The sequence below is a fragment of the Paraburkholderia silviterrae genome (genome assembly GCF_004353915.1).
GTDB classification, from domain to species: domain Bacteria; phylum Pseudomonadota; class Gammaproteobacteria; order Burkholderiales; family Burkholderiaceae; genus Paraburkholderia; species Paraburkholderia silviterrae.
The window spans coordinates 363,228-379,149 of the sequence record NZ_SMRP01000005.1 but is presented as its reverse complement, the minus strand read 5'-3'; the positions used below and the strand labels follow the sequence as shown (position 1 = coordinate 379,149).

Here is a 15,922-nt window from a genome sequence, read left to right as displayed (position 1 = left end):
GTTCACCCCAGGTGGATCTGGTCGGCATCGACCTTGGTGAGCTGCTCGGCCGTCAGCAGCACAGCACGGCCGTGCAGGCGCATGCTCGTGGAGGCCGCGTGATCGACGTGCGCCGCGCGCAGATGATCGACCGTCTCGACGCTGCGATACGAAGTGCGGCTCACCTGGGTGATGCGCTTCGCAACGCTTTCGAGCACGTTCGCAACGACACGCATGAGGCCCGTGTGCAGGCGCGCTTCGCCCGCCTGCACTTCGACGTCCTCGCCGGTGAGCCGGGCCGTTCGCGTGCCCACGCGCAGATCCGCGGTGTCGAGGCGCAGGGTCTGCTGCGCCTCGCCGGCCAGCTCGCGGCCCGCGCGCAGCTGCAGATCGTGCGTGGCTTCGAGCAGCAGATCGCCGTCGACGCGCAGGTGCGTGAGCGCGCCATGGTCGGGCCGCTCGAGCACGGCGAGCACGAAGGTCTCGCCATCGCTGTCGCATAGCGCGACGCGGTCGCCGGGCTGCGGGTCGACCAGACACGAGACGGCGCGCCGGCAAGGCACATTCGCGCCGGGCATTTCGACGAGCCAGTGATTGTCGGCCAGCCGTGTGAGGACCCTGCCGGCAGGAAGCGGCATGCCGGCGGGCAGCGGCATGGCGGCGCTGGATCGCTTCACAGGGAATGCGGCGATGTTCGTTTTCATCAGGATTCTCCGTAGATATCGGTGCCGAGGCGCGCATCGCGCTCGCGCGACCATTGCTCGGCGGCAAGCCGCGCATCGTCGTCGGGGGCGATGCCGGGCAGGCCGGCGCAGGGCGCGTCGATGGCGCCCTGGCAGCGCAGGCCCTCGATGCGGGCGTCGCGCATGTCGGCGCCGGTGAGGATGGCGCCCGAAAAGTCGGCGCGCGTGAGCTGCGCGCCCGCAAACGAGGCGTGGCTCGCGTCGGCGCCCCGAAACTGCGCGTCCTCCAGCGACGCGCCGCCGAAGTCCGCATGCTGCGCATAGGCCTCGATCCACATCGTGCCGGGCAGGTGAGCGTCGCGGAACCGGGCGAGCGCGAGCCGCGCCTGATAGAAGATCGCGCCCGGCGCCTGGGCCGCGAGCAGCGATGCGCCTCCGAGCTCCGCGCGCTGGAAGTTGCAGCCGGCCAGTGTCGCGCGGTCGAACACGGCATCCGTGAGCGAGCACTCGATGAACTGGCAGGACTGCAGAGTGAGATCGTGCAGCCGCTGGCCGTCGAGCTTGCAGTCGATGAACGCAGCCTGGGCAAACGTTGCGCCGGCGAAGGCCGCGTCGCGCAGATCGAGTTTGTGGAAAACGGTCTTGACGATATGCGTCTGCCTGAACGAGATGCCGGGTAGCGCTACGCGCTCGAAGAGGGCGCGCGAGAGCGCAGCGGCGTCGAAGCGGCAGCGCTCGAGCTCACCTTCGATGCAGGCCAGGCCCTCCGCCCGCGCGGACGTGAAATCGCAGTCGCGCGCATGCGTGCCGGAGAACCGGGCGTTGCAGAGGTCGCTGTGCGATGCATCCACCGAGATGAGGCTGCAATCGACCCAGGTGCTGCCGCTCAGGTCCGCGTGCGCGAGCGTCACGCCGTGCCACTCGCAACGCTGGAACAGGCATTCCTTCAGCGAGGCGCGCGCGAGCGTCGTCCCGGTGAAAGTCACGCCTTCGAATCGCGCACCAGCGAGCTCGCAGTCCTCCAGCGAGAGACCACTCAGTTCCACGTCGCGCACGGGCGCGCCCTCGCGCAGGTGCTGGAGCAGGGTTACGCGTGTGAACGTCATGCCGCTGCCCTCGCGCGTGGGGACCACATGGTCTGGACCGTGTAGGCGGCGTCGAGTCCGGCGGCATGCTCCAGATGCGCCTCGGCGAGCAACGCGCGAAACAGGTTCGCCCCCGCGAGCTTCGCGCGTGTGAGCTTTGCGCCGCGCAGGACCGAGCCGATCAGGTCGCTGTTGGTCAGGTCGGCGTCGCTCAGATCGGTACGGATCATCATCGCGTCGTGCAGTCGCGCGCCGCGCAGGTTCGCACCCGTGAGCACGGCGTCGGAGAAGTCGCATTGCACCGTGCGCGCGTTTTCGAGGCAGAGGCCCGGCGCGTCCGCCGCGCGAAAATTGGCTTCCGTGAGCGCCGCGCCCGCGAAATTCGCTGCGTCGAGCCGCGTGCCCTTGACGAAGCACGCCTTGCGGATCGACGCGTCGTTAAAGCGCGCGTGGGAGGCGCTGGTTTCCAGCAGGCCGAACCCTTCGATATCCGCGCCGCTGAACGCGGTCTCCTTCAGCGAGCACTTGACGAGTGTCATTTTGCGGATCGTTGCGCCGCTGAAGTCGGCGCCGGAAAAAGTCTGTCCCGTCAGGATGAGGTCGTTGAGCGCCGCGCCCAGGAAGCGCACCGCTTCCCATTCGCACTCGCGCAGGTTGGGCCGCTCCAGATGCGCCTCGCTGAAATCGCAGCGGCGAAACACGGTGTTCTCGCACGTCGCACGGTCGAGCTTTGCGCCCTTGAACGAAGCGTCGTTGCAGTTCGCGAGCGACAGGTTGACGTCGCTGAGGTCGGCGCCGGCGAGCTGCGTTTGGTGCAGCGTTGCCCGCACGAGCACCGCGCCCGTGAGCGTCGCTTCGCGCAGGTCGGTGCCGGTCAGGTCCGCGCTCTCCATGAGTGCGTCGCGCAGATCGGCGCCGCGCAGGTCGAGTCCGCTCAGGTCGATGCCGGTCAGATCCTCGCCGGCCAGCGACGCGCCGCGCGCAAGTTTTTCCTGCACACGATGCCTTGCGGACTGCGAAGCTTCCGCAGTTGCGGGCAGTGCCGCTTCCTGATGCTGGGCCGCTTGCCGGTACATGGCGAGGAGCTTGCTTTCCGTCTCCGGCGGCACGAGCTGCGTGGCCTGGGAAGCACGCAAGGCATCCATCAGGTGCTTGATTTGAGGCGGTCCGCGCCGCGCGGTGCTGATGCCTTGCGGAACGCCCGGTTGCGCGGCCATTTGTGTGCGCGCTGCGGCCGCGTGCGCCCGGGCTTGCGCGATGGCTTCGTCGGCCATGGCCTGTTGCTTCTCCGCGTAGCTGGGCAACTCGCTCAGGCGTGGCAGGGCCGGTGCCGGGCCGGGCATCCCGAGCGCGCCGAATCCGGCGCCGGGCTGTGTGGCAAGCGTGGCCGCCGCCGCTGGCGGCATTGCCTGTGCGCGCGCCTCGGCCTCGCGCGCGAGCCGTTCGCCGTAGCGCTGCATGGACAGTTGCCATGCCGGTGCCGGCGGCGTGGGGTCGGGAAAGGCGACGGCCGCGCTCACGTTCGAAGGCATCAGGTCCGCGTCGATCAACGCGTGCATGGCCGCGTTCTGCGGGTCCGAGCGCTTTGCCAGAACCTCTGCGTAGTGCTCCATGCTGCGGCTTTCGTCCGGTGTCTCGAGCGCGAGCATCAGGCTGGCGATATCGCTCGCATCGAATTGCGCGAGCGGCGTCTCGCCGTGAAAGACGAGAACGGCGCGCTCCCGGTCGGGCATGAACCACACGGTCGACAGGCGCATCGGCACCGGTTCGAGGCTCGTCGAGCCTTGTCGGACTACGAAGCATCGGCCGCGCAGCGGCAGCAGCTTGCCTTGCTGCTGCGCGTGCTCAGGATGCATGCCGGCGATGCGCCACGGCAGGGCGTCGGGCCAGGCTTGCAGATCGTGCCGCTGCTGGTCGGCGGGCGCGACGTTGAACCATGCGCGCTCGAATGCCGGCGGGAAGCCGAACGGATCGGCGGCGGCGCTGGCCTGATCCCACTCGCCATAGTGTGCGTGGCGCGCGGGCGCGTCGTCGGCGAGCGGCATGAATTCGTCGAGCGCGATGTGCGTCTCGTCGGCCGCTTCGGGGAAGGCGACGGCCAGATGCTTCGCGCAGCCGCCGAACTCGATGCCGACGCGGCTTGCATGCCGCGTGTCGCAATGCGCGCGCCAGGCGCTGGCGGCAACGAGAAATTCGGCGTTCGGCTTGGCGAACCCGGCATCGAGCGTTGCCGTGCGCAGCACCTCGGGGGCGAGCTGCCACAGCTCCTGTTCGCCGACGATGCGCGGCGCTTCGTCGAGCGTCGTCATGACCGGCATGGCCACGCCGAGCCGCTCGACGCCATCGAGGCGGTAAGTGCGCGTCAGGATGCCGGCGGCCATGGGCTTGATGATGTTCATGGAGGGCCTGTTCGTCAGTACGTGCAGGAACAGCCAACGTGCGTCACGTGCATATCCAGCGCGTCGACGGCCATGTGGGTGTTGCTGAGCCTGAATGCGGTCTGGCTCATTGCGCAGCCGATGGCGTCAATGGACGTGCCCGTCGCGCCGATTGCGACGCCGGTGGCCGCCGCTTGCAGGCCGGTCACCATTTCCATGACGACGTGGGCGAGCAGTCCGTTGATGGCCATGATTTCCTGGGAGCCGACACAGCCAATCAGCGAGTTGCCGACGACGAGCTGTGTCAAGGTGCCGTTGATTAACCCGACCACGTTGCCGTTGTTCACCGTGACCGCGTTGCCGTTGACGATCGAGCTGGTGTTGGCGTTGACGATCGAGGAGACGTCGCCGTTGGCGGTCGAGTAAGTTCTGCCATTGACGGTCGTGGTCGAGTCGCCGTTGACGGTCGTGGTCGAGTTGCCGTTGATGGTCGTAGTCGAGTTGCCGTCGATCACCGTGTTCTGATCGGCGCCGACGGTGTGCGTCGCATTGTTCTCGACGGCGATGTCGAGATTGCGCTCGGCGTGCAGCAGCACCTGCTCGGCGCCGGCCTTGTCCTCGAAGCGCAGCATGTTGGCGTTGGCCGTGGTGCCGCCGGGCGTGCGCGTGACGATGCCGCTTTGCGTGGCCGCACCCGGCAAGCTGAACGGCGGCATTTGCTCGGCGTTGTAGATGCGGCCTGTGACGAGGGGACGGTCGAGCTCGCCGTTGAGGAAGTCGACGACGACTTCCTGGCCGATGCGCGGCACCTGCAGGGCACCGAACTCGGTGCCGGCCCAGGCGCTCGATACGCGCACCCAGCACGAGCTGTTCTCGTCGCCCTGGCCATAGCGGTCCCAGCGGAACTGCAGCTTCACGCGGCCGTACTCGTCGGTCCAGATCGTCTCGCCGGCAGGACCGACCACGATGGCGGTCTGCGGGCCGGTGGCTCTCGGCACGGGCGTGACGCTCGGCGCGCGCCAGGGCAGCGAGCTGGGCTGCACGACGAAGTCGAAGTCGTAGTGCGCCTCGCTGCTGCCGCTGGCATAGCCGCCTTCCTGGAGCCGGTACGTGACCGCGACGATCAGGTTCGCGACGTTGTCGGCGCTGCGCGGGCAGCCTTCGAGCGTGACGATGTAGCCCGGCGCCATGGTGCGCGCATGGGTGCTGCCGCGGCTCTGGGCGTGGCCAGCCTGCTCCTCTTCGAGCCGGACGGTGGCGTAGCGCTCGCCCTCGTCGGCGTTGATGTAGCCGGCCTGCCAGTCGTATTTCGCGTAGCCGGCGTGATCGTTGCCGAGCGGGTTGGCGCGGCGCTGCGAGACATCGGCGCGTGGCTTGCGGAAGTCGTGGTCGTTCACGGCAAAGATGCCGGAGCGCAGCTCGACGGCGGGTCGCCAGTCCTGCACGCCGACTTCGTCCGGGCGCACGAGGTGGTCGGAGGCGAGCCAGGGCAGCGTGGGGTAGAGGGCGAGCGGATCGTGCGAGGCGATGTCGTCGATGAGCACGAGCACCTGCTGGTCGGCCTCGTGGCGGAAGTAGTAGTAGATGCCCTCGCGCTCCATCATGCGGCTGATGAACGCGAAGTCGCTTTCCTGGTACTGCACACAGTAGTCCCAGGTGCGGTAGCGTGCGGCGAGGCGCGTCTCGACGGCGAAGCCGTAGGTCTGCAGGACCTGGCGCACGATGTCGGGGGCGGCCAGGTTCTGGAAGATGCGGCAGTCGACGGTCCGGGTGAGATACCAGAGCCAGGGGCGCAGGGTGAGGGCGTAGACGTAGCTGCGCGAGGTATCGGATTCACGGCCGGCAAACTCGCAGCGCACGATGTGCCCGCCGAGGTAGCGCGGGGGGGCATCGGGCGTCGCGATGCTCAGGTTGAGCGGCTTGCCGGTCAGCGCGTTCAGATCGAGGTCGGCGCTGGGGCTGACCATTTGCACATCGAAGGTGTAAAGGGTCGAGAGCCTCTCGGTGCCATTGAGCGAGCGAAAGCTCAGTGTCTCGAAGCCGGGCGGCAAGGTCGCGGTAACGTTGTGCATCATGTCAGCATCTGTAACGGGTCATGGTAGGCAAGCGACTCAAGGCGCTACCCCTGCGGACGAACGCGGCTTGCTGCGTCGCTTTGTGCCTGCTGCAAGGACGTGCTCGGGCGAATAGACGAAATCGTCGGCACCGGACTCGCCGCTATGCGCCGTGTCGGTTGCGCCGCCGCGCGCGCCGAGCCAGCTGCCCCACCCAAGCGGCGTGGTGTCACCAAGACTGATCGGCACAATGGCGTCGTGGGCGAGCACGAGCCGCAAATCCCAGGCGAACTCGCGGCCGACATAGGCGCGCACCCATGACGTCAGCTCGTTCATCGTGGTCGTTCCGGGCAACAGCGCGCGAAACTGCTCGAGCGTCAATTGACCCACGCGGATCTCGAACTTGCTGCTCGCGTCGCGCACGGCCGCGCCGATCATCGCGCCGCCCCCGAGCCGCGCGCCAGGTTTCGCCGGCCCCAGGACCACGCGGTCCTGGCGCTCAAGCACGATCCATTGTGGGACCCATTCGACGACGCGCACCGGCATGCCCAGCCACGCCGCGAGGATCTGCTGCAAGCCGTGTGCGTCGCGTGCTTTGCGCACCAACCGGCCGGTCATGCCGTAGAGCGCGTGCGGGCCGGGCGTGTGGCCGTGGGGCAACGACGCGAGACCGAGATGCGCGAGGCAGGCGATGTAGCGGTCGAAAGAGGAATGGCCGTCCCGGTCGGCGCTCACGGTTGGTTGCGCGTCGGCCCATGCGCGATAGAACAGCAGGGTGAGCCGGTGATGGAACAGATCGGCGAAGGCGCACAGCACGGGGTCGTCGTGATTGCGCAAGCGGTTTCTGGCGAACTCCGTCAAATGCAGCGGCAAGGGACCGTTCGGCCCGAACAGCCCGAAGCCGTGAATCGACAAATGAGGCAACGGTTCGCCGCCTGCGTTTTCGTTCGTGCTCGCGCTCGCCACCGCGGCGGGCGCAAACGCGAGTGACGGCTGCTGGCCGATACGCACCGGCTCGTCGCTAGGAGACCATGCCCGCCCGAGGCGCGGATGGGGTGCGGCTTGCGCGTCGAGCCGGCGCAGCAATTGAAACAGGTCGTGCGCGTAAGGGGCGGTCTCGACCTCATGCCACCACGAAGGCGTTTCGTATGCGTGGGCGCTGTGTGCGTTCATACGGCGGGCCGCCTGCCGATACGTGAAGGCCAGCGCCGGATCTTGCCGCGCTGCAGCGTCGATACCGCGAGTTCGCTGAAGCTGTTGATCGAAACATGCCGCGCGAGGAATTGCTCCAGCACCGCTTCGAAGAGGTACGTGCTGCCGCCCGCGAACGCCAGCTCGTCGAGCAGCAGCGAGATGGACACCCCCCGTCCCACCATGACCGGCCCCGGATGCGGCAGGCGCCGGTACGCGGGCGTGATTCGCACGCTGCGCACGCCGTCGATCTGGGCGAGCAGATTGCTGCGGGCGCCATCGGCGTAGAGACGCAGCAGTTCGCGCAGTGTCTGCGAGCCATCGCTTTGGCCGGCATCCACGAGGCCCAGATAGTCGAGCCCGAGATGACTGATGAGCCGCCATGTCAATTGACCTTCGGCCAGCGCGCCGCGAGGCGAGGTCGGTCCGCGCAGGACCTTGATGGTGTCCACGGGGCACGACGCGCGCAAGGTGAAATCCGTTGCGTTATGCAACGGAATCGACAGCGGCAGATGCCGGTTGGTGCAGAGCGCATCGGCGCTGATGTGACGCAGCGCCTCGGGCCAGGGCGCATCGTGCTGGTCGACGAGCGACACGTACACCTCGCTGCCCGGGTAGGTCGCGCGGGTTGCCGAGCGCGCGGCGTTGGGCGCAATGGGCCGGGGTTCGCGGCGCACGGAGAAGTAGCGGCCGCGCTGCATCGACGCATTGTCAGGGCCGCCATAGAACGGGAAGAAGTCGACATTGGCCGTGCCGGCTTGCGATTGACCCGTGATTTTGCGGATGGAGAAAATCTCGAAATCGGTGGGCTGCATTCGGTCGACGACCAGATGATGCTCGTGGCGCGCTGGCGAAATGGCGATGTGATCCGTGCGCCGCTCGAAGAGATTGACGACCGGCGTGCAATGGAGCGCGAGGCTGCGTGCGTCGACCGCGCGCTCGAGCTCGGGCGCGCTCCGGTCGAGCAGGACCGTCAATGTGAACATGCGGCCGCGCAGGCCGGGCAGCGCCTGGTCCAGCTTGTTGAGGCTGAAAAACGCGAGGCGCTCCGGGAACGCGAAATACTCCTGCAATAGCCGATATCCCTCGAAGGCACTTTGCCGCGAGGGCAACATGGCTTGCCCGGCGTCGAAGCCTTCGTGACGGATCGCATCCGTGCCGAGCCATACGGCGCGCTGCGCTCCATCGTCTTCGCTGTGGCAGCACACGCCGACGCTGTGTGCCAGCACGCGCTCGATCAAGGGATGGGCGATCGCGTCCTGCGCGCTCGCAAAGAACGTGAGCTTGCCGATTGGCAGCTCGCGAATATCGGTGACGCCATGCGCGCGCAGTGTGATGTGTAGCGCGCCGCCCACCTGCCTGCCGCCGAGCGGCCAGCGCGAAAGCGGCAATGCGCTGGCGTCGGCGCGCAACTTGACGTCGACAACTTCGAGCGGCCATAGCGTCACTTCGTGCGCAGTACGAAATTCACAGGCCGTCTGTTCGCCCTCGGCGAGCTGCGCCTTCAGCGCGGAGCCGGCCGGCAGCGTGTAGCCCGAGTGCATCGAGCCCGCAAGCAGATTGGGTTGCAGCGCCACGATCGCCATCGAGGGCGTGGGCGAGAGGTAATGCGGATAGACGACGTCCAGCAGGCGCTCGGAAAAGCGCGGGAACTCGGCATCCATCTTCAGGTGGATGCGTGCGGCCAGAAACGCGAAGCCTTCGAGCAGGCGCTCGACGAACGGGTCGGCAGTCTGGGTGTCGCGCATGCCGAGCTGGGCGGCGGCGCCGGGAAATGCCGAGGCGAATTCGGAGCCGAGCTCGCGCAGGTAGGCGAGTTCCCGGTTGTAGTAATCGAGCAGACGCGTGTGGGTCATGAGGTGCCTCGCGCCCTGAATACGAGTCCTTCACCCGCCTCGACGAAATCCGCGACCACGACGATCCGGGTGGAGGTAGGCAGCGCGATCAAGTCCCCTTCGATGCGCAGTTCGAGACAAGGCTGTCCGCCCGGCGTGGTGGCCGGCCGGCATTGGACGTCGAGCGATTCGCGCGCGAGGCGCGGCTCGAAGCGCACAATCGCCTCGCGCACCTCGACTTCGAGAAGCCGCGCAGCCTCGGCTTGCAACGTCACGTGCTCCAGCGCGGGAATGCCGAAATTGAGGACCGAGGCGGCGATATGCGGGAACTCGCGCAAATTGTTCACGCCGCGCGTGTTGATGCTGCCGAGCAGCCACGCGAGGTCGCGCAGCACGGCTTCGTGGAGCGACTTGCGTCGGACGTCGTTGGCCGCGCGCACCGGCTCACGGCCCGCGATCAGGCGATCGAACAGGCAGGGCGGGTAGCGGCGCTGGACATCTTCGAGCACTGCGGAGGGCGGCATCGTGACGTGACTCATGGCTGGCGATACGTGAAAGCAGGAATGTACAGGCGGCCGGCCGCCTGTACATTCTGTATAACTAAATGTGCTGTCGAAAAACTAAAGGCGCGTTACATCTCGCGGTTTTCCTTGATGTTCCAGGAGAGCACGCTTTCGCTGCCCTTGCCGCCCTGATCGGTCTGCTCCCAGTATTGCTGCTTGACCTTGGCCGCCTGGAAGCGGTAGGTGATCTTCACGGCTTCGGAGTTCTGGTCGGCGTTCTGCTGCACCGCGACGACGAGCACATCCGTGAGCGTGACGCGCTTGTATTCGACCTGCGAGCCACCCGCCTTGCAGATCGACAGCTGGATCTGCGGGAGGTGCTTGCCGTTTGCGCAGTACTTGAGGATCGCGGGGGTGGCCTTGTCGGCATAGGCTTGCACCGTGAGGTCGTCGAAGCTGACCTTGCCGATGCCGCCGCCGCCGCCGGTCGACATCGAGCCGGGCTGGTTCGCGCCCCACGAATACGACAGGATGTCGGTCCAGCCTTTATGGTTGGCATCCTTCGATTCGCCGCTGGCGCCGTCCACGAGCATATACATATCTACAGACATTACGTTCTCCTATGGGTTGATAAGGGACGTCAGGAAGTGGCTTAGCCCGAGGCGGCCCCATTGAGTGCGGGAACCTTCGAGACAAGCCGTAGGGATACGGTGAGACCTTCGAGCTGATAGTGCGGGCGCAGGAAGAATTTGGCGCTGTAATAACCCGGGTTGTCCTCCAGCTCTTCGAGCACGACCCGCGCAGCGGCCAACGGCTTGCGCGCCTTGGTTTCCTGCGAGGAATTCTGGGGATCGCCGTCGACGTAATGCATGATCCAGTCGTTGAGCCACGCTTGCATCTCGTCGCGCTCCTTGAAGGAACCCACCTTGTCGCGCACGATGCATTTCAGGTAGTGAGCGAACCGGCTGCAGGCGAAGATATAAGGCAGACGCGCAGCGAGCTTGGCGTTCTCGGTGGCGAGCGCATCGTGGTACTCGGCGGGCTTTTGCAGCGACTGCGCGCCAAGGAACGCCGCAACCGTGGAGTTCTTCCGGTGCACGAATGGCATGAAGCCGTTCTTCGCGAGCTCGGCCTCGCGGCGGTCGCTGATGGCGATTTCGGTCGGGCATTTCATGTCGATGCCGCCGTCGTCGGTCGGGAACGTATGTGCGGGCAAATCTTCCACCGCACCGCCCGATTCGACGCCGCGAATCGACGTGCACCAGCCAAAATGGCGGAACGAGCGGTTGATATTGGTCGCCATGGCGTAGGCGGCATTGATCCACGCATAGCGATCATGTGTTGCGCCGTCGACGTCTTCTTCGAAATCGAACGCTTCCACGGGGTTCGTGCGCGCGCCGTAGGGCAGGCGGGCAAGAAAGCGCGGCATCGTCAAGCCGAGATAGCGTGCGTCGTCGGATTTGCGCAGATGCGTCCATGCCGCGTATTCGCTGTTCTGGAAAATCTTGGTCAGATCGCGTGGATTCGACAGTTCCTGCCAGGACTCCATCTGCATCACGGCCGGCGAGGCGCCGCTAATGAACGGGCAGTGTGCTGCGGCTGAGATTTTCGCGATCTCACCGAGCATTTCCACGTCTTGTGGCCCGTGGTCGAAGTAATAGTCGCCCACGAGACAGCCGAGCGGCTCGCCGCCGAACTGGCCATACTCCTCTTCGTAGATCTTCTTGAAGATCGGGCTCTGGTCCCACGCGACGCCTTTGTAACGTTTCAACGAGCGGTTTAACTCCGTCTTCGTGACAGGCATATAGCGGATCTTCAACTGCTCGTTCGTCTCGCTGTTCGTCACGAGGTAATGCAGGCCGCGCCATGCTGATTCGAGCTGCTGGAATTCGGCATGGTGGATGATCTTGTTGACCTGATTCGATAGCTTGCGATCGATCTCCGCAATGATCGTCTGAATCGTCTGGTAGGCGTCGTCCGATACGACGACTGCGTTCTCGAGCGCCTGGAGCGCGAGTGTCTTGACCGCTGTGTCGATGGCGTCACGCGCGCGGTCGCTGCGCGGATTGAGCTCGTCGACGAGCGCGACAGCGAACGCATCGTTCGACGGGAAGTCGATGGTCGTCGTCTGCAATATGGCTTCGGCAGTCTTCATGAAAGTTTCACCGGGAGGCAGTTGGTTGGGCTGCAAGGCGGGCGGTGCCGTCATGCTTCGGGTTCGTCGCCGTCCGACGGCGAGCCCGTCGGCTGGTTGTGAGTCTGGTCAGTGAGACGGGCGATCGATTCGAGCAACGGGCGGCTCTTTAGCGCCTGCATGAGCATCGCCTCGGCATTGCTCTTGCCGTCCATATAGGAGAGCAGGTTCGAGAGCTGGCGCCGGGCCATCAGCAACTGGTTCAGCTCGGGCACCATGCGCGCGACGCTAGCCGGCGAGAAGTCTTCGATCGACTCGAAGCTGAGGTCGACGGCCAACATGCCGTTGCCGGAAACTTCGTTGGGCACATGGAAGGCCGCGCGCGGCTGCACCGACTTGAGCCGGTCGTCGAAGTTGTCGACGTCGATTTCCAGGAACTTGCGTTGTTCGAGGCTCGGCTGCTGCTGATTGGACTTGCCCGCCAGATCGGACAAAACGCCCATGACAAACGGAATGTCGACGCTCTGGTTGCTGCCGTATGTCTCTACGTCGTATTCGATTTGAACCCGTGGTGCGCGATTACGCCCAATGAATTTCTGTCCCGTCGATTTTGAATCGCTCATTTTCGGAGTCCTATATATGAAAGGGAGGGCTGAGTCATGAAAACCGGTAGCAAGGCTGCGTCAGGCGTTGCCGCCGAGACCGGCTAGCAGGTCGATATGCGGGATGGCCTCTGGCGACATGTCGCGAATGATTTCGTAGAACGTCATGTGCAGCAGGCGCTGGGCGCGGCGGATCAGCAACGACGAGGGGTGGGCGGGCTCGCAGGACTCGAGATAGATGCAGACCTTTTCGAGCAAGAGGTTCGCGTCTTCGCGCGAACGCACCTCGCCCGAATGGCTCGGGCTTGCGGATGCCGCGCCTTTTGCGGCTGCCGACTGTGCCGATAGCGCTGATTTAGCTGATTGCGCCGATGCGATGGCAGACGCGTGCGTCGATGCCGCAGCGTCAGGCACCGCGCTTTGCGTTAGCAGCGAGGACACCGCGAGCAAGGGCTTTTCCACCGCGCTAATGTCGGGTACCCATGCCTCGTCCAGGCGCTCCGACACCGTGCGCCGAAGGTGCTCGATGTGGGTGAGCAATCGGCCGACGATGTCGAGCGAGGCGCGTTGCGCGTTGAGCGCGACGCACAGTTCTTGCCGTGTGATGCCACCTTCGTGCTCCGCGGAGCCGTCGAGCAGTGCCGCGACTTTACGCAGCGGAAAATCGACACTGCGTACTTGCAGCAGGGTAGCCGCGCGAGCGCGGGCACCGAGTGCCTCCAGCGAGAAGAAAGCCTGCAGCGCGTTCGTGCGGGAGAACGGGTCGGGTTGCCCGTCATCGTCGATTTCGATACGCGGATGCACGTCGTCCCAACGGCTGTCGAGCAATTCGGCAACCAGCGCCAAACCTTTCGCGTATCCCGCCAACCCGGTGAATTCCATCCACGCCCGGGTGAGCCATGCAACGACGCGCAGATCCTTCGAGCGCTGCAGCAGGGCTTCGGCCTGCTGTTTGACGCGTTGCCAGTCCGGCGCGACAGCGGCAATGAGTGTGTCGCCATATTGCTGGTCGCCAACGCCGGCGACGGTGCGTTCGAGTTCGATGAACGCCTCGTCGTACTCGAGATTTTCGCCGCAGTCACCCGTCGATTCGACCGCGCGCGGAGATTCGGGCGCGATGAGCGGGTCGCTACGCGGATAATCCTGATCGGCATTCACGCGATATTTCCTCTAAATTCGGAGGTGTATTGGCAGATATTGGATGGCAATGAAAATATTCAGCTAGTGGCGGGCTAAATATTTCGCGGACGGGATATTGCGGATTTTCGCTTCGGCGAGCAGGAATCCGCTTTATACAGACTGGTGAGCACGCGTGCGGAAGGTGGGTGGCGGTAATCCCCGACGTTGGGTGTTTCGACAAAATTCATCGCTTCTTGTATGGCCAAGTAATAGTGGTGAAAGGATAAACTCGATTGTCAATTGAAGGATGGCAATTGACAAAGTTCATGACGATTATCAAATTATTAAAGATGGCGATGGATTGGGATAACTAAATATCTGAATCAGGCTAGAAATTCGCTATCGCGATGAATATGCAATTCGTATTAAATGCAATTGGCATTAATCCACGATCGAATATGTGATCGGCTGCGATTGCGTTTCCAGCCTTTTGCTTAAGCTCCAATCGCGGATTGGTGGCCTTTCGACTCGCGTGAAGCTAGCGCGAGCACTCGATGCCGCGAGCGCTAAAGTTCGCTGGTGAATCCGCCGTAAACCGGGTTGTGGCGGACCCGGGGGACTCCTTCGGGCGGCCTGACAACAAGAAGGAGACCGTCAAGACATGAAAGCTGCATTGCAGGGGAGCCGGCGCGCCGGTTTCGTGCCGCAAGATGCGCAGGTCGCGGATTCGCCGGACGCCCAGCGCGCCACGGCCAGGGCCGTGCGTGCGCGCGAGGGCAGGACGCTCTCGGTGAAGACGATGCTGCGCGTCGCTTTCGCGGTAGTGCTGGTCGGCACGCTGGCCATCGGCGCCTTCTCGCTCGCACAGATCAGTCGCCTGAACGATTCCACGGAGTCGATCTACGAGCAGGGCCACATCGCCAGCCGCGCCGCGGAGGAAGTGCGTGGCCATGTGCTGCGTGCGAGCCGCGGGCAAAAAATGCTGCTCACCGCGACTACGGCGAAGGAACGTGACGAGCTGGGTGAGGGCATCGAGAAGGACCTCGCGGCGCTCGTGCTCCAGATGAAAGTGCTCGGACAATATTCGTCGCAGTCGGGCGGCGACGCGCTCGCGCAGCAAAAGCAGTTCGCCGCACAAGCACAAACATGGAGCGGCCATTTGCGCGACTTCGTCACGCTCATGAAGGCGCAGCCGCTCGATCTTTCGCAGATGAGCTGGCAGGTCAGCATGCAGGACGTCTCGTTGCTCGTGGAAACGGGCAAGCTCGAGAAGCTCGTCGATCAGCTCGTCGCGCAGCGCGGCGCCGCCGCCAAGGCGACGATCGCGGCTTCGGCGTTCATCTACAAGTCGTCGTTCGTGATGATCGCCGCGGCAACGCTCGCGCTGTTCGTGCTCGCGTTCGTGGTGAGCGAGTGGGTCGTGCGGCGCCTCGCGCACCAGCTCGGCGGCGAGCCCGCGCATGCGAAGGCCATTGCCGCGCGCATTGCCGCGGGCGATCTCGCGCAGCCGGTCGAGGTGCATGCGCGCGACGCGTCCAGCATGCTCGGCGCGTTGCGCGACATGCAGAGCGGACTGTCGACGACGGTGGCCGAGATCGCCGCGAGCGCCGAGGCGATTGCCGCCGCATCGGGCCAGATTTCGACGGGCAATCTCGATCTCTCGCACCGCACGGAAGAGCAGGCCGTCGCGCTCGAACGCACCGCGAGCAGCATGGAGCAATTGACGTCCACCGTGCGGCTGAACGCGGAAAACGCGCAGCAGGCGAGCACGCTGGCCGGCAACGCCTCGCAGATCGCGCAGAAGGGCGGCGCCGTGGTGGGCCGCGTAGTGGCCACGATGAACGAGATCAACGACAGCGCGAAGAGTATCGCCGACATCATCGGCGTGATCGAAGGCATCGCGTTCCAGACCAATATCCTGGCGCTGAATGCGGCGGTCGAGGCTGCGCGCGCGGGCGAAGAGGGGCGTGGCTTCTCGGTGGTCGCGGGCGAGGTACGCAATCTAGCGCAGCGCAGCGCCGCGGCGGCCAAGGAGATCAAGACGTTGATCTCCGCGTCGGTGGCGCGCGTGGCGAACGGATCGACGCTCGCCACCGACGCGGGTCAGACCATGGAAGAAGTCGTGAAGGCCGTGAAGCGCGTGAACGACATCATCGGCGAGATCTCCGCGGCATCGAGCGAGCAGCGCGCCGGCATCGAGGAGATCAGCCGCGCGGTCACGCAGATGGATGCGGGCACGCAGCAGAACGCGGCGCTGGTGGAAGAGGCCACGGCGGCGGCGCAATCGCTCGACGACCAGGCGAAGGTGCTCAAGCGCCTCGTGGGCAAGTTCCAGCTCGCTTGATTTTCGACCACGCTG

General features: G+C 65.2%; 12 protein-coding genes. 1 reads left to right on the top strand and 11 read right to left on the bottom strand.

The genetic code is table 11. The annotated features are described in order from the left end of the window. Positions 1 to 2: 2 nt before the first annotated feature. The 11 genes from EYW47_RS13915 to tssA form a co-directional block, all read right to left on the bottom strand. Positions 3 to 683 (bottom strand): DUF3540 domain-containing protein, encoded by a 681-nt coding sequence (locus EYW47_RS13915; RefSeq protein WP_165976551.1) that lies wholly within the window; start codon positions 681 to 683, stop codon positions 3 to 5. Continuing rightward, the gene (locus EYW47_RS13910; protein ID WP_133195398.1) at positions 683 to 1,768 is read right to left on the bottom strand and encodes a pentapeptide repeat-containing protein; all 1,086 of its coding nucleotides are present in this window, start codon (positions 1,766 to 1,768) and stop codon (positions 683 to 685) included. Before EYW47_RS13910 ends, EYW47_RS13915 begins: the two co-directional genes overlap by 1 nt. Beyond that, entirely contained in the window at positions 1,765 to 4,146 is a 2,382-nt protein-coding gene (locus EYW47_RS13905; RefSeq protein WP_133195397.1) for a DUF2169 family type VI secretion system accessory protein, read from the bottom strand. The genes EYW47_RS13910 and EYW47_RS13905 overlap by 4 nt, the downstream gene beginning before the upstream one ends. Before the next feature lie 14 nt (positions 4,147 to 4,160). Next, complete coding sequence (locus tag EYW47_RS13900; protein WP_133195396.1) at positions 4,161 to 6,200, bottom strand: type VI secretion system Vgr family protein; 2,040 nt, start codon at positions 6,198 to 6,200, stop codon at positions 4,161 to 4,163. Between the two features lie 36 nt (positions 6,201 to 6,236). Next, positions 6,237 to 7,352, bottom strand: coding sequence for a type VI secretion system baseplate subunit TssG (gene tssG / locus EYW47_RS13895; protein WP_133195395.1), 1,116 nt, complete (start codon positions 7,350 to 7,352; stop codon positions 6,237 to 6,239). Then, positions 7,349 to 9,226, bottom strand: coding sequence for a type VI secretion system baseplate subunit TssF (gene tssF / locus EYW47_RS13890; protein WP_133195394.1), 1,878 nt, complete (start codon positions 9,224 to 9,226; stop codon positions 7,349 to 7,351). The genes tssG and tssF overlap by 4 nt, the downstream gene beginning before the upstream one ends. After that, positions 9,223 to 9,744 (bottom strand): type VI secretion system baseplate subunit TssE, encoded by a 522-nt coding sequence (gene tssE, locus EYW47_RS13885; RefSeq protein ID WP_133195393.1) that lies wholly within the window; start codon positions 9,742 to 9,744, stop codon positions 9,223 to 9,225. Before tssE ends, tssF begins: the two co-directional genes overlap by 4 nt. Before the next feature lie 92 nt (positions 9,745 to 9,836). Continuing rightward, entirely contained in the window at positions 9,837 to 10,319 is a 483-nt protein-coding gene (locus EYW47_RS13880) for an Hcp family type VI secretion system effector (RefSeq protein ID WP_133195392.1), read from the bottom strand. A 41-nt stretch (positions 10,320 to 10,360) separates the two neighbouring features. Beyond that, positions 10,361 to 11,863: a type VI secretion system contractile sheath large subunit gene (gene tssC, locus EYW47_RS13875; RefSeq protein ID WP_133195391.1), complete on the bottom strand. Its 1,503-nt coding sequence runs from the start codon at positions 11,861 to 11,863 to the stop codon at positions 10,361 to 10,363. A gap of 50 nt (positions 11,864 to 11,913) precedes the next feature. After that, positions 11,914 to 12,465 carry a type VI secretion system contractile sheath small subunit gene (tssB, locus tag EYW47_RS13870; RefSeq protein ID WP_133195390.1) on the bottom strand — a complete coding sequence of 184 codons (552 nt, stop codon included), beginning with the start codon at positions 12,463 to 12,465 and terminating at the stop codon, positions 11,914 to 11,916. A gap of 60 nt (positions 12,466 to 12,525) precedes the next feature. Further along, complete coding sequence (gene tssA, locus EYW47_RS13865; RefSeq protein WP_133195389.1) at positions 12,526 to 13,602, bottom strand: type VI secretion system protein TssA; 1,077 nt, start codon at positions 13,600 to 13,602, stop codon at positions 12,526 to 12,528. A 622-nt stretch (positions 13,603 to 14,224) separates the two neighbouring features. Between tssA and EYW47_RS13860 the strand changes: the two genes are divergently transcribed. After that, the gene (locus tag EYW47_RS13860; RefSeq protein WP_133195388.1) at positions 14,225 to 15,907 is read left to right on the top strand and encodes a methyl-accepting chemotaxis protein; all 1,683 of its coding nucleotides are present in this window, start codon (positions 14,225 to 14,227) and stop codon (positions 15,905 to 15,907) included. Positions 15,908 to 15,922 lie beyond the last annotated feature (15 nt).

Bases quoted from the DNA above. Each gene is read 5' to 3' on its own strand.
- EYW47_RS13915 (WP_165976551.1), bottom strand. From the start codon at position 683: ATGAAAACGAACATCGCCGCATTCCCTGTGAAGCGATCCAGCGCCGCC.
- tssG (WP_133195395.1), bottom strand. From the start codon at position 7,352: ATGAACGCACACAGCGCCCACGCATACGAAACGCCTTCGTGGTGGCAT.
- EYW47_RS13900 (WP_133195396.1), bottom strand. From the start codon at position 6,200: ATGATGCACAACGTTACCGCGACCTTGCCGCCCGGCTTCGAGACACTG.
- tssF (WP_133195394.1), bottom strand. From the start codon at position 9,226: ATGACCCACACGCGTCTGCTCGATTACTACAACCGGGAACTCGCCTAC.
- EYW47_RS13860 (WP_133195388.1), top strand. From the start codon at position 14,225: ATGAAAGCTGCATTGCAGGGGAGCCGGCGCGCCGGTTTCGTGCCGCAA.
- EYW47_RS13905 (WP_133195397.1), bottom strand. From the start codon at position 4,146: ATGAACATCATCAAGCCCATGGCCGCCGGCATCCTGACGCGCACTTAC.
- EYW47_RS13910 (WP_133195398.1), bottom strand. From the start codon at position 1,768: ATGACGTTCACACGCGTAACCCTGCTCCAGCACCTGCGCGAGGGCGCG.
- tssB (WP_133195390.1), bottom strand. From the start codon at position 12,465: ATGAGCGATTCAAAATCGACGGGACAGAAATTCATTGGGCGTAATCGC.
- tssE (WP_133195393.1), bottom strand. From the start codon at position 9,744: ATGAGTCACGTCACGATGCCGCCCTCCGCAGTGCTCGAAGATGTCCAG.
- tssC (WP_133195391.1), bottom strand. From the start codon at position 11,863: ATGAAGACTGCCGAAGCCATATTGCAGACGACGACCATCGACTTCCCG.
- EYW47_RS13880 (WP_133195392.1), bottom strand. From the start codon at position 10,319: ATGTCTGTAGATATGTATATGCTCGTGGACGGCGCCAGCGGCGAATCG.